12 protein-coding genes are annotated in these 14,235 nt (G+C 29.3%); 11 read left to right on the top strand and 1 reads right to left on the bottom strand.

Going from position 1 to position 14,235, the window contains the following annotated elements; genetic code table 11:
• Positions 1 to 92: 92 nt before the first annotated feature.
• The 6 genes from HUU89_RS13510 (at position 93) to HUU89_RS13485 (ending at position 4,595) form a co-directional block, all read left to right on the top strand.
• Positions 93 to 344, top strand: a complete 252-nt coding sequence (locus tag HUU89_RS13510; protein ID WP_175302033.1) for a hypothetical protein — start codon at positions 93 to 95, stop codon at positions 342 to 344.
• Entirely contained in the window at positions 320 to 649 is a 330-nt protein-coding gene (locus HUU89_RS15475; RefSeq protein WP_175302035.1) for a phenylalanine--tRNA ligase beta subunit-related protein, read from the top strand. The genes HUU89_RS13510 and HUU89_RS15475 overlap by 25 nt, the downstream gene beginning before the upstream one ends.
• A 175-nt stretch (positions 650 to 824) precedes the next feature.
• A complete protein-coding gene (locus HUU89_RS13500) occupies positions 825 to 1,247 on the top strand; it encodes a MarR family winged helix-turn-helix transcriptional regulator (protein WP_175302032.1) in 423 nt (140 codons plus the stop codon).
• A gap of 9 nt (positions 1,248 to 1,256) precedes the next feature.
• Complete coding sequence (locus tag HUU89_RS13495) at positions 1,257 to 2,552, top strand: ABC transporter permease (protein ID WP_175302031.1); 1,296 nt, start codon at positions 1,257 to 1,259, stop codon at positions 2,550 to 2,552.
• Position 2,553: 1 nt separating this feature from the next.
• Positions 2,554 to 3,324: an ABC transporter ATP-binding protein gene (locus tag HUU89_RS13490; protein WP_032089879.1), complete on the top strand. Its 771-nt coding sequence runs from the start codon at positions 2,554 to 2,556 to the stop codon at positions 3,322 to 3,324.
• Positions 3,325 to 3,365: 41 nt separating this feature from the next.
• On the top strand, positions 3,366 to 4,595 hold the full coding sequence (locus HUU89_RS13485) for an FtsX-like permease family protein (protein ID WP_254697788.1): 1,230 nt from the start codon (positions 3,366 to 3,368) through the stop codon (positions 4,593 to 4,595).
• Here the strand turns inward: HUU89_RS13485 and HUU89_RS13480 are convergent, their stop codons facing one another.
• The gene (locus HUU89_RS13480; protein ID WP_147580891.1) at positions 4,596 to 5,123 is read right to left on the bottom strand and encodes a metallophosphoesterase family protein; all 528 of its coding nucleotides are present in this window, start codon (positions 5,121 to 5,123) and stop codon (positions 4,596 to 4,598) included. It abuts the gene before it with no gap.
• A 63-nt stretch (positions 5,124 to 5,186) separates the two neighbouring features.
• On the opposite strand from HUU89_RS13480, the gene HUU89_RS13475 reads away from it, so the two are divergent.
• The 5 genes from HUU89_RS13475 to HUU89_RS13455 all read left to right on the top strand — a co-directional run bounded on the left by HUU89_RS13475 (position 5,187) and on the right by HUU89_RS13455 (position 13,971).
• Complete coding sequence (locus tag HUU89_RS13475; RefSeq protein WP_119363925.1) at positions 5,187 to 5,891, top strand: ABC transporter ATP-binding protein; 705 nt, start codon at positions 5,187 to 5,189, stop codon at positions 5,889 to 5,891.
• A gap of 2 nt (positions 5,892 to 5,893) precedes the next feature.
• On the top strand, positions 5,894 to 9,121 hold the full coding sequence (locus HUU89_RS13470) for an ABC transporter permease (protein WP_175302030.1): 3,228 nt from the start codon (positions 5,894 to 5,896) through the stop codon (positions 9,119 to 9,121).
• Between the two features lie 191 nt (positions 9,122 to 9,312).
• Positions 9,313 to 10,821, top strand: coding sequence for a C40 family peptidase (locus HUU89_RS13465; RefSeq protein ID WP_254697787.1), 1,509 nt, complete (start codon positions 9,313 to 9,315; stop codon positions 10,819 to 10,821).
• Between the two features lie 195 nt (positions 10,822 to 11,016).
• Positions 11,017 to 12,432, top strand: coding sequence for a C40 family peptidase (locus HUU89_RS13460; RefSeq protein ID WP_032089884.1), 1,416 nt, complete (start codon positions 11,017 to 11,019; stop codon positions 12,430 to 12,432).
• A gap of 69 nt (positions 12,433 to 12,501) precedes the next feature.
• Complete coding sequence (locus tag HUU89_RS13455) at positions 12,502 to 13,971, top strand: NAD(P)H-hydrate dehydratase (RefSeq protein ID WP_175302029.1); 1,470 nt, start codon at positions 12,502 to 12,504, stop codon at positions 13,969 to 13,971.
• Positions 13,972 to 14,235 lie beyond the last annotated feature (264 nt).

The following is a 14,235-nucleotide window of genomic DNA, read 5'->3' as shown; positions in this document are numbered from 1 at the left end:
CTTATTACCAGATGGTGGAGATCGTTATTTATCAACACCTTTAATTCAAGATTAGGGAAATTATTTTTCCTTTTTTAAAAGGAAAATAGGGGATGAATCGAAAATTTGAATTTAAAGTACAACCAGAAGTACTTGATTTAAGAGTTAAAATTAAAGGTGTAAGAATACATGATATTGATAATACAGTGTATTCTTCCTCTTTAAATGATTATATAGATGTTCATGTTAAACGTCTTTTAAAAAATCTATTAAAGAAACAAGAATTTCATAAAATCAACCCCTTAGTTGATCTCTATAATTTAATTTCTATGGATACTAAATTAGCTTTAGGAGCCATGATTTAGATAAAATAGAGGGAAATATTACTTTAAGACTAACTCAAGGAAATGAAAACTATATTTCTTTAGGGAGTGAAGAGGCTAAAGAGGTCAAGGCAGGTATTTATAGTTATATAGATGATGCCAATGATATTATTTGTTATAGTGAAATAAGACAAGTAGATAAAACAAAAGTCACAAATGAAAGCAAAGATATTTTCTTTATTGTTCAAGTCAATAAAGAAACCTCTGATAAATATGTAAAAGATATAGCTAAAGAATTAATTACAGTTGTGACTTATTATTTAGGGGGAACTGATGAAATACTTTAAAGACATTTTAGAACTTATTCTAGAATGTCTTTTATTTTATGAAAAAATTAAAATTCAAGGGATAACATGTAAAAAAATATGGATCTTAACCGAGTTTTAAAAAAAATGTCGAATTCGACATATTTTTATTGTGCTTGTATGTAAGCGCTATTATAATTGAAAAAGGGGGATATGTATGGGCCAAGAATATCAAGCACTGGTGGTGTTAGATTTGTTGACGACACAGATGAATAAGTATGCCAATAAGAAGCTAAAACCTTATGGGCTTAAATTCAATGAATTAAATATTATTCGTTTTGTAGCTCAAACAAATGAATCGGTTTATCAAAAAACGATTTGTCAAAATTTTCAATTGCCTCATTCGACAGTTGTGGGAATTGTTTTTCGTTTAGAAGATAAAGGTTGGCTTTTAATGGGAAATAGTCATTTTGATAAACGTCATACACGTATTGTTATTACGGATAAAGGAAAAAATTTGATTCAGGAAACAGAAGATATCTATCAAGATATCATGAATAAAATGAAAATGATTTTATCTGAAGAAGAAATAGAAAGTTGTATTCATTCAATAGATAAAATTAAAGAATTATTTAAATAGGAGGTTGTTATGGGAATTTTTAAATTTTCAATGAGAATGCTTGTCAAAGACTATAAAAAGAGTTTATTTTATGGAATTACTCTGATATTTGCGGTTGCCGTATGTTTTGTGTTTTTCAATATTATTAATAATCCAGATTTAGCTGATCAAGCGATTGCTCGAAGTGGTGGGACATGGAGTGATGTACAAATGCCATTTTCATCTGTGTTATCGTTTTTGATTATTTGTTTTTGTTGTTTTATGGTCTTCTTTGCAAATAATTTCTTTTTATCAAGAAAGACGACAGAACTGGCTATTATGGCAATGTCAGGTTCTGGCTATATTAATTCAACAATGTATGTCTTGTATCAAACATTCACTTTGTTGCTTCTAGCAACACCACTAGGTATTTTAATAGGAAGATGTGTTGTTCCCTTTTCTAATGCCTATATGTATCAAATGTTAGGTGTACATAAAGATCCTTCTTATATTCCTCAAGAAGCATATCTTTATTCATTTATTCTTGTAGCGATTGTTTTATCAATGATTTGTGTTTTAACAGCAGGATTTTTACATAAAAATGATATTCAAACGTTACTTTCGCAAGAAAAAGAAATGAAAGTAAAAAGAAATACAAAGAAAAGTAAAGCTGTTTTATTTTTTGGAATATATGTTTTTGGGATTGTGATGATGTTTATGAATCCCCATGAACCAACAGCTTATATTGCTCCAACGATTGTTGGCTTAGGTGGAGCAATAGGAGTGATTCGCTATGTTTTACCTGATTTTGTAAGAAATCTTAAAAGAGGTATTTTTCTTACTAAAAGATATGTTTTAATTTCTATTTCTAACTTAAATTATTCGATTCAAAGATCTTTGTTATTGTTTTCATTAATGACCGTTGCTGTAACTGGAATGTTAGCAGTACTTGCAGCAAACCAAAATTCTCCACGAGAATTTACTACAGGCGTTATTGGTTATATTGTAGTGGTTGTTTTATTAGTCGTTTCAATCATTTATAAGCTATCAATGGAAGCATTAACGAGAAAAACTTTATTTGTGAATTTATGGAAGATTGGATATACCAGAAAAGAACTTAGAAAAATAGTAAGACAAGAAGTTATCAGTTATTACTTTGTTTTAATACTTATACCGCTTGTTTATATTATGTTTATTTCAGGTCGGTTTATTTATTATGGAGATATGTCATTACAATTTGCCTATATTTATATTTTATCTTATATTATTCCAATTATTGTTTCAGGATTTATTACTTATGTTCAATATATAAATGCAGTTGTTAAACCAATTAAAGGAGGAAAATAAAATGGAAAGAAAAGAAATACTTGTTGCTGATAAAATTACTAAGATATATGGAATAGGGACAAAAACGTTATTTGAAGCTTTACATGAAGTTTCACTTACGATGTATGAAGGGGAATTCGTATGTATTATGGGTCCTTCTGGAGCGGGAAAATCAACTTTTATTAATAATCTTTCAACTATTGATATTCCTACAAAAGGAAAAGTCTTTATTAATGGAAAAGAAGTACGTGTGATGTCTGAAGGAGAAATTGGTAAATTTAGATATGAAAATTTAGGTTTTATTTTCCAAGAATTTAATTTATTAGATAGTTTAACGATTTTTGAAAATATTGCTGTTCCTCTAACTCTTGCAAATGTCAATAAAAAAGAAATTACGCAAAGAGTTCAGGAAGTTGCTAAAAAATTAAATGTTGAACAAACATTAGATAAATTTCCTAATGAATGTTCTGGTGGTCAAAGACAAAGAGTAGCTATTTGTCGTGCTTTAGTTACTAATCCTAAATTGATTGTTGCTGATGAACCAACAGGAAATCTAGATAGTAAAAATTCTCATGAGATTTTATCGCTTTTTAAAGAATTAAATGAAAAAGAAGGGGTTTCTATTTTAATGGTTACACATGATAGTAAGATTGCATCTTATTCATCAAAACTTCTTTATATTAAAGATGGCATTATTGATCGTACAATTGAAAGAGAAGGTTTATCTCAAAAAGAATATTTTTATAAAATAGTTGATATTAATTCAAGTGAATCACAAGAGTTGTTTGAATAATGGGTATTTTTAAGTTATCTTTGATTTCATTAAAAAAAGATATGTCAAAAAGTATTTTCTACTTTTTGACATTCTTACTTACAACTATTTTTATATTCTCTTTTTTTAATCTTACATTTAATCCTTATTCAGGTATTCATTTAGGAAAAGATGATACAACCTTTGTGACACCGATTGCAGTCTTTGTGATTGTCATTGCTATGCTTTGTGTTTTTCTCGCAAATAACTTTTATGTTTCTAATAAAGGAAAAGAAATTTCGATTATTTTGATGTCAGGAGCAAGTATTTATCAATTAGGCTTCTACTTATTCTTACAAGTCTTTACGATTATGCTTTGTGCGATTCCTTTAGGTCTTGTTTTAGGTTATTTACTCATTCCAACGATCAATTCTTTGTTTATGATGACATTTAAATATAATGGACAGCTTTTCTATTTATCAAGCCAAACTTTTCCAGCAACATTTATGATTCTTGCTTTTGAAGTTATGTGGTGTTCTATGTTGAATTTGGGGTATTGTGTTAGAAGTACGATTAATTCTATGATTCATGATAAAAATAAAATAGATTTAAGTGGTTTAAAAGGTCCACAAATTACGAGTAAAGTTTTTATTATTCTTTATTTTGTGCCAATGGTTTTATTCTTATTTGTGAAAGATTCAACTTCTTATATGTTTATAGCTTTATTTGGTTTAATAGGAATATCAGGGCTTATTAAAAAAGTATTACCAGAATATATTCGAAAAAGGCAAAAGAATCAATCATTAGAAAATTCTGTAGATTTGATTGCTTATGGTTTCTTTCATAGTGATCTACAAAAGATTTTTAGCCTTTTACTTATTTCTTTATTATCTTCTGTTTTACTTACATGTATTACAGTCTATACATTAAAACAGCCACTTGTTTCAATGGTTGCTTTAATGTCTTATGTTTCCGTGATGATTTTAATGGCTTTAACGATTGTCTTTAAAATAGGAATGGAACTTTATAAAAGAAAAGGAAACTTTGAAAATCTTTGCTGTTTAGGATTTTCTATTGAACAATTAAAAAAGATCATAAAAAAAGAAATGATTTGTTTCTATGGAGTTATTCTTTTACTGCCGCTATCCTATCAAATCATTATCTTATGTAATTTACTTATTAAAGCTAAAATTACGTTCTATTTGTTTTTAATTATTTTATTAATTCAAATTGTTCCATTATTAATAAGCTATTTATTAAGTATCAAACTTTATAAGAGTATTTTACCAACATCTATCATTATGGAAAAATAATTATTTAAAGAATCTTTTAAAAAAGGATTCTTTTTTCTTTACTTCAAAAGGATTACATGGCTGATTTTCTTTTAAATCATAGAATTGAACTTCGTGATTTTCCGTATCAAAAATACAATAAGTAGGATGAGGATAATTTCCTCTAGGAAAAGTTACACTTCCTGGATTAATAAAAAGAGTATTTTCTTTTTTATAACAAGTAGGATTATGACTGTGACCAAAACAAACAACATCTATTTTATGATTTAATGCATATTGTTCTAAATCATACATAGATTCATCTATATGAAAAAGATGACCATGACAAATAAAAAAATTTAAACCGTCGATTGTAAGGGTTAAATCTTTGGGAATATCCGCAAAATCATTATTTCCTCTTACATTATAGAAATTATCTATTTCTAAAGGAGAATAAGGCATATAAATATCACCACAGTGAATGTAATAATCAGCTGGGTGTTGGTTGATGAAGTTTAAAAGAGTTTGTTTAGTCATTGAATGGCTATCGGATAAAATCATAATTTTCATAAATGTACCTCCGTTAAATATGCTATAATTATTTTATCATAAAATAAGAAAGAGAGGTATTTTATGGATTCTTTTATTCAGTTTAAAGATGTCAAAAAGACATATAAAGTAGGAGATATTGAAATTCATGCAAGTAATGGTGTGAATTTTGAAGTTAATAAAGGAGAATTTGTAGTTATTGTAGGTCCTAGTGGGGCCGGAAAAACAACGATTTTAAATCTTCTTGGAGGAATGGATCAAGCAACAAGTGGATCTATTATGGTTGATGGTCAAGATGTGGCTTTATATGATGAAAAGAAATTAACACAATATCGAAGAGATGATATTGGTTTTGTGTTTCAATTTTATAATCTTGTGCAAAACTTAACAGCTTTAGAAAATGTTGAACTTGCTTCACAAATATCTAAAGATCCTTTAGATGAAAAAATGGTTTTAAAAAGGGTAGAGCTAGAAAATCGTATGAATAACTTTCCTGCGCAATTATCAGGTGGAGAACAACAACGTGTAGCAATTGCTAGAGCGATTGCGAAAAATCCTAAATTACTTTTATGTGATGAACCAACGGGAGCTTTAGATTATTTAACAGGGAAAGCTATTTTAGCTTTGCTTAGAGAAATGTGTGATAAGTATAAAATGACAGTTATTGTGATTACTCATAATAGTGCTTTAGCTCCAATGGCAGATCGTGTGATTCATTTAAAAAATGGGAAGGTTGATCAAATGTTTTTAAATGAACATCCTCAACCTATTCAAGAAATTGAGTGGTAATAATGAAAAGAAATGCTTATGTTAAAAATCAAATAAGAATTATTAAAAAAACAAAAGCACGATTTTTATCTATTTTTTGTATTGTTTTTTTAGGAGCTTCATTTTTTGCAGGACTTCGACAAAGTCCTTTGATTATGAAAGAATCAATGCACAATTATTTACAAACATATAAATGGAATGATTTGAACTATATTGCAACATATGGTTTTGATGAATCTATTATTCAAAAAGTTGAAAAAGTAAAAGGAGTAGAAGCTGTTGATTATGGTTTTCGCTTTGATGCTTTAATGTCATATGATGAAAAAGCAAATATCGGGATGACAGTTTATAGTGATGATGATTTTTCAAAGGGGGTAGACCTACCTGAATTATTAAAGGGAAGATACCCTCAAAAAGATAATGAATGTTTGATGGATTATCAGTATATAAAAAAATCATCTTTGAAATTAAATAATCAAATTACTTTAGAAAATGATTATGGTAAAAAAGAATATAAAATTGTAGGAATCATTAATGATAGTCGCTATGTAAGTAATTTAGAAAGAGGTACAAACAGTTTAGGTGATGGGAATAATAGTGGGTTTATTCTTGTTTTAAATCAAGGAAATGAACATATGGCTGTTCCTAATGAATTGTTTGATTTACATGATCAAAAGACTTTTTATAATGATTTGCGTATTCATTTAAAAAATGAAAATCATTTATATGAATTTGATGATGATTATGATGAGTATGTAAAACCAATCAATAAAAAAATCAAAGCAATTTTAAAAGATTATAATCTTGATTTTTACAATCAAACAAAAGAAGATGCTTTGAATAAAATAGCTGATGGTGAAAAAGAGTATCAAGATGGTCTAAAACAATATCAAGAGGGAATGGATGCTTATCAAAATGGTATGAATCAATATCTTGATGGTAAAAAACAATATGATCAAGGATATCTTCAATATCAACAAGGTTTAAAAGAATACCAAAGTGGTTTAAAACAATATCAAGTTGGTTTAAGTCAATATCAAACAGGGTATCAAAAATACCAAGAAGGACTTAAACAATACCAAGCAGGTTACCAGACTTATTTAGATTATGTAGAAAAAGTTGATCAATATGATACATCTATCCAAACTGTTGAAGCTGCGTTAAGTCAATTTGGCGGTTATGAACAAGCTAAAAATATTCCAAGCGATTCACCTTATTATCAACAAGTACAAACTTTGATTGTAAGCTATGATCAATTAAAACAAAATGAATCACAAATCACTACTTTAAAAACACAATTACCTGTTATTAAACAAGAACTAGATCAAAATAAAACGGTTTTAGATCAAACAAATGCTCAACTTGTACAAAGTAAACAACAATTAGATGCCTCAAATCAAAAAATAAAGGCTTCTAAAGCTCTTTTAGATCAAACAGGAATCAAACTTGCTGATTCTAAAAAACAATTAGACGAAGCTAAAAATACTTTAGATAGTAACTTACCACAATTAGAAGAAGCTAAAGTAAAATTAGATCAAGCACAAAGTGATTTAAATGAAGCTAAACAACAAGTAGCTGATTTACAAAAAGGAAAAATCATTACCTTAACTAAAAATGAAAGCGCAGCAATCTTAAGTTATAGTGGTAACTGTGATTCAATATCAGCTTTATCAATTCTGTTCCCAGTGCTCTTTTTCTTAGTAGCAGCTCTTGTTTCAATGACAACAATGACAAGAATGGTTGAAGAACTAAGAGTACAAAATGGAACATTAAGAGCGTTGGGCTATAAGAAAAAAGATGTGATTATGCAATATTTGATCTATGCTTTTCTAGCAACATTCTTTGCTAGTAGTATTGGAATTGTTTTTGGAACATATTTCTTCCCAAGTATTATTTACTATTTATATCGTATTATGATGTTTGATATAGGAGCACCAACACGTATTATTTTTGAACTAGCAACATGTATACAAACATATATTATTTCAGTCGTGATTATTTTATTTGTCACTTTTATGGTCTGTTATAAAGAATTACAAGCTGTTCCAGCGCAAATTTTAAGACCGAAAGCGCCTAAGCTAGGGAAAAGGATATTACTTGAAAGAATTACTTTTATTTGGAAGAGATTATCATTTAATCAAAAGGTAACAATGAGAAATATCTTTAGATATAAAAAGAGATTTTTTATGTCTGTTATTGGAATAGCAGGTTGTACAGCATTGATCGTTATTGGTTTTGGAATCAAGTATTCTGTTTCTCCACTAGCAAGCGAACAATATGGCAATATGTGGATTTATGATGGTGTTGTAAATTATAAAGATGATTTAACAGCAACGACAAAAAAACAAGCACAAGATGATTTTAAAGGGCAATCTCAAGTGAAATCGACAATGGGTATTTACAATAAAACGATCACGATTGATCAACAAATGGTAACAGTTGAAATTCCAAGTGAAACAAAAGATTTTGATCAATATATTCATATGAGTGATTATCAAACAGGCAAGACTTTAAATCTTAAAGATGATGGTGTTTACATCAATGCAAAACTTGCTGAAATATTAGATTTAAAAGTTGGTGATCAACTTACATTATCATTAGATAATAAAGATTATAAAGTAAAAATTGCAGGTATTTATAAGCTTTATTTTAGACATTATATTTATATGTCTCCAAAATACTATGAAAACTTAACCAAAGATGAAGTTCATTATAATAGCCAATATTTTAAATTAAATAAAAAAGCAAGTGAAAAGAAACTTACAAATTATTGTGATCATCATGAAAATATTACTTCTATTCAATATGTCAGTGGTATTTCAGAAGGATTCTATAGTCAAATGGAAAGTTTAGATAGTGTTGTCTTTATTTTAATTGTTTGTGCAGGTGCACTTGCGTTTATTGTTTTATATAATCTAACAAATATTAATATTCAAGAAAGAAAAAGTGAAATTGCAACGATTAAGGTTTTAGGTTTCTATCCAAAAGAAGTCTATGATTATGTCTTTAGAGAAAACATTATTTTAGCATTTATTGGTTCGATTGTTGGACTTGGTCTTGGTAAGATTATTCATACTTATTTGATTAGAACGGTTGAAGTAGATATGGCGATGTTTATTAGAACAGTTAATATCAGATGCTATATGATTGCTATTATTTTAACAATGGCATTTACATTCTTAATTAATCTTTATATGCGAAGAGTTCTTAAAAAAATAGACATGGTTGAGTCTTTGAAAAGCATAGAGTAATCATAAATATTATTTAGGATTACGTAAAATTAAGGATTTTTTCAAAAAAAATTAAAAAAAATTGAATCTTCTAAATCCTTTACTATGGTTGACATTCAAGGGATTTACTACTTGTATAGACAGGGCAAAGGGTGGATTTTTAGTTGATTTTACGTTATAATACATTTGTGTTTGTTGAAAGGAGGAGACGAATGGAGAGAAATATTAAGGAAAGAGTTAGTCAATATGTAGATGAAAACAAAGTCAAAGAGAAGTTAACTCAGTTTTTCCAAGAAAAAATTGTCAATAGAAAAGCGATGTTTATACCTATTACAGGTGTTGCAACATTTATGTTAGTAGGATACGCTGCTGCTGATACAAAAGCACCAGAAATCACATCTGATCAAATTGAGGTTCCTTATGGAGAAAAATTTGATGTTGATACTGTAGATGTAACTGACAATCGTGATAGCAGAGAAGACATTCAAGTAAGTGCCGATCTTGCATCATTAAATGTTGAACAATTAGGAGATTATAAGGTTACTGTAACATCTACTGATTCATTTAATAATGAAACAACAAAAGAAGTTACAGTAAAAGTAGTGGATCAAGAAGGTCCAAAATTTGAAACTTTAGGTTCAAATGAAGGTTATGTAGTTGAAGTTCCTGTTAATGGAAGTAGTGATTTATCAAGTTATGTAAAAGCAACTGATAATGTAGATGGTGATGTAACTCCATTTATTGAAGCAGATAAAACTTTAGATACTTCTAAATTAGGGACACAAACAATTACATTAAAAGCCACAGATGTTTCAGGAAATGAAACAGAAAAAACAATTGATTTTGCTGTGACTGATGATGCTGCACCAGTGGTTACATTGAAAAATGGTGCAGATGTTACATTAAATTATGGGTCAGATTTTAACTTATCTGATTATGTAGATGTTACAGATAACTTTGATGGTGTCGTTCAACCTCAAGTAGAAGGAAGCATTGATAACCATAAAGAAGATGGTGTACAAACTTTAACAATTAAAGCAACTGATTCATCTGGTAATGAATCTTCTGCTCAATTGAATGTTGCTGTAAAAGATACAGAAGCGCCAAAAATTTCTTTATCAAAATCAGAAGTTTCTGTAAACGTAGGAGCAAGTTTAGATTTATCTAACTACTTATCAAGTTCAACTGATAATAAAGATGGAGATGTAAAAGGAAAAGTATCAATTCCTTCTGTAAGTACTTCAAAAGCTGGTTCTTATACAGCTACTTATACAGTAAGTGATTCTGCTGGAAATCAAGGTAGTGCGTCATTAACTGTAAAAGTTAATGCGGTACGTACTTCTTCTAAGAAAGGTTCTGTAGCTATTGGTACTACTTCTAGACCAAATTATTACGGAACATCAGTTGTAGGTGCTGCCTATTCAAGACTTGGGTGCCCTTACGTATGGGGTGCTGAAGGACCAAATACATTTGACTGCTCTGGTCTAGTAAAATGGTGTTATGCTAAAGCTGGTAAATCTTTACCACATTCATCAAGTGCGATGAAATCATCTGGTACTGTAATCAGTATTTCGAGTGCACAACCTGGGGATATCTTATGGAGACCAGGACATGTAGCAATTTATATTGGTGGTAACCAATACATTCATGCTCCACAAACTGGAGATGTTGTAAAAGTTTCATCTGGTGTAAGTAGCTTTACATGTGCAATTAGACCTTAATATTAAAAAGTCGTGGAAAAATCACGGCTTTTTTTGTACTTTAAAAGAATATATTTTTAATAATGAATGAAACTAATTATTGATTGTTTGGGTATAATAAAATTGAAAAAAGATTGATAAATTCTACAAATTTGCATTTTTAAATAAAATGTGTTATGATAATAGACGGTTAAAAAAATTCAAAAGTAGAACATTATGAAAACAGACATACAGACCAAGCTCAAAACATTGTTTGATGAGAAAATTAAAAATAGAAAAGCAATGTTTATTCCAATCGCTGGGGTAGCTGCATTTATGTTAGTAGGTTATGCTGGTGTGGATCATGAAAAGCCTGAGATTGTATCAAGTCATATTCAAATTCCTTACGGTGAAAAGTTTGATACGGATGCAATTGATGTTGTTGATAATCATGATAGTAGAAGTGAGCTGTTAGTAGAAGCTGATGATGATTCCTTAGATGTTAAACAATTAGGAACATATCAAGTTGAAGTGCGTGCAACAGATCAGTTTAATAATACTGATGTTAAAACAATTCAAGTAGATGTTGTTGACGAAGAAGCACCAAAATTAAAAATGTTAGGTGCAAATGATGGATATTATATTGAAGTACCAGTTTATGGTAGTCAAGATTTATCTTCATATATTAAAGCAGTGGATAATGTAGATGGAGATGTGACACCATTTATCGAAAGTGATAAACAATTAGATACTTCAAAACAAGGAACACAAACAATTAATGTTTCAGTAAGTGATAATAGTGGTAATACAACTGAAGAAGCGTTTAAGTTCTTTATTGCTGATATGCAAGCTCCAGAAATTACTTTAAAATCAGGAAGTGATATTACAGTAGATTATGGTAGTGAATTTAAATGGCAAGACTATGTATCAATTAGTGATAACTTAGATACAAATATTGAACCTAAAGTAGAAGAAACAATTGATACTAAACAATTAAATCAACAAAAAGAAATGACAATTATTGCTACTGATGGCGCTGGCAATTCATCAAAAGTAACATTGAATGCTACTGTTAAAGATATTACTGGACCAAATATCGTTTTATCAACAAATAAAGTATCTGTTGATAAAGGAAGCAATGTTGATTTAAAATCATATATTGCATCTGCCGTAGATAACTTAGATGGTGATATGAAAGATAAGATTTCATTCAATACAATTGATACTTCTACAACAGGAGTAAAGACAGTCACATATACAGGTGTGGATTCAGCAGGTAATAAATCAGAAGTACAATTACAAGTGGAAGTAACATTCTCTGGAGAAAGAATTGTTAATACAGGTCTTTCTAAAACAGGATGTCCATATGTATGGGGATCAACTGGTCCTAATTCATTCGATTGTTCAGGATTTACACAATGGGTATATAGACAAAATGGTATTTATATTCCAAGAACTTCATCAGAACAAAAAGCTGCTGCTAAAAAAGTAGTAAGTTTATCTGAACTTGAAGTTGGAGATATTTTATGGCGTTCAGGACATGTAGGAATTTATATTGGAAATGGACAATATGTTCATGCACCACATACAGGAGATGTTGTTAAAGTTTCTTCTGGTGTAGGTAAATTTACATGTGGACTTAGATATCAATAAAGGTTTCGATTTGAAACCTTTTTTTTTGCCTTTAAAAACGATATAATATATCTAAAGAGGGTGATTTTTTTGTATATTGCAACAAGTAGTCAATTAAAAAGATATGATCAAGCATTGTTGGATTATGGCTATTCAATTGAGCAATTAGTAGATAAAGCCAGTGATTGTTTATTGAAACATTTTGATAAGTATCAATGTATTATGATTGTTTGTGGGCCAGGGAATAATGGTGCTGATGGGATTTCATTAGGAATTAAATTACACCAAGAAGGTAAAGAGGTATTACTTTGCTTAACTGGAAAAGAAGAAAAACTCAGTCAAGCAAATAGATATTATCTTGACCAAGCACAATCTTTATCGATAGAGTGTTTATTTGTAAGTGAAGAAACACTTGAAGAATTTCAAAAAAGTGTTCCACATTTTGATGTGGTAGTTGATGCATTATTTGGCTTTGGACTTAATAGTGATTTAAGAGGAATTGTTAAATATGTTGTTGATCTTATAAATAATATAGAGGTAGATGTTATTGCGATAGATATTCCTACAGGTTTAAATCCTGATACAGGAAAACCTTATAATAGCTGTATTTGTGCGTATCAAACAATAACGTTAACAGCTTATAAGCTTGCTTTTTTAAATCCAGAAAGTGAAATGTATACAGGGAAAGTGATTTTAGAATTATTAGATGCTAAATCTTTTCATGAAGAAATGCTATTTTCACAACCAATTGATTTTAAATGGGCTAAATATCATATAAAAGAACGTTTATATGATGGACACAAAGGAACTTATGGAAGAATTATGCATGTAACAGGGTGCTATCATTATCGAGGAGCTGCACTTTTAGCAGCTAAAGCAGCTGTTTATGCTGGAAGTGGATTGGTTACGGTTTGGTCTAATGAAAAAGTAATTGATTCTTTAAGTTTATTTTGTCCAGAGGCAACATCATGTCAAAGACATTATTTTGATGAACATTTATTACAAGGGAAAGAAGCAATTCTTATAGGAAGTGGACTTGGTTTAAATGAAGATAGTGAACGTTTTGTCTGTGAACTTTTAAGTCATACACAAGTTCCAGTTGTGATTGATGGTGATGCCTTGACCATTCTTGCAAAACATCCAGAGTTATTAGAAAATCATCATTCCTCTTGGATTTTAACACCACATCATGGAGAATTTAAAAGATTTGTGGATTTTAAGCAAACAAGTGAAATGGTAGATCAAGCGAATGCATTTGCAAAAAAATATCATGTTACCTTAGTTTTAAAAGGTCCACATACTCTTATTAGTGATGGAAATGAAACATATCGTATTATGTCAGGAAATAAAGGAATGTCATCTGCAGGTATGGGGGATACACTTGCTGGAATTATTAGTAGCTTTTTAGGACAAGGTTATTTGCCAAAAGATGCGGCTATTTTAGGAACGTATTTACATGGTTTATGTGGTGATGAAGTCTATAAAGAAAATTATACGGTTGTTGCTTCAAAAGTAATTGACCAAATTCCTCAAATGATGAAAAAATTGAAACAAGATTGATTACGAAACGTGTTCGTTTCGTAATTTTTTTTACCTTTTTTTAAAAAATAAAAAGAAAAAGATCAAAAAATTGTCTATATAATAATAGGAGGAAAAACTAAATGGAAAAAGTATTAGAAATCACATCAAATGACCATATTATCATGATCGATAAACTCTGTAAAAGAATATTAGGACATCCTGAAATCTTAGGAAGAATCATTAAAGGATTTATTAAAGAAGCTGAGGATGTATCTTTAGAAGAAATCATTGAACTTATTAAAG

Origin of the sequence: Faecalibacillus sp. H12, from assembly GCF_013361255.1 — a bacterium.
Lineage (GTDB): Bacteria > Bacillota_I > Bacilli_A > Erysipelotrichales > Coprobacillaceae > Faecalibacillus > Faecalibacillus intestinalis.
Note: the sequence above shows the minus strand (reverse complement) of the source record. Positions and strands in the feature narration are given on the sequence as shown.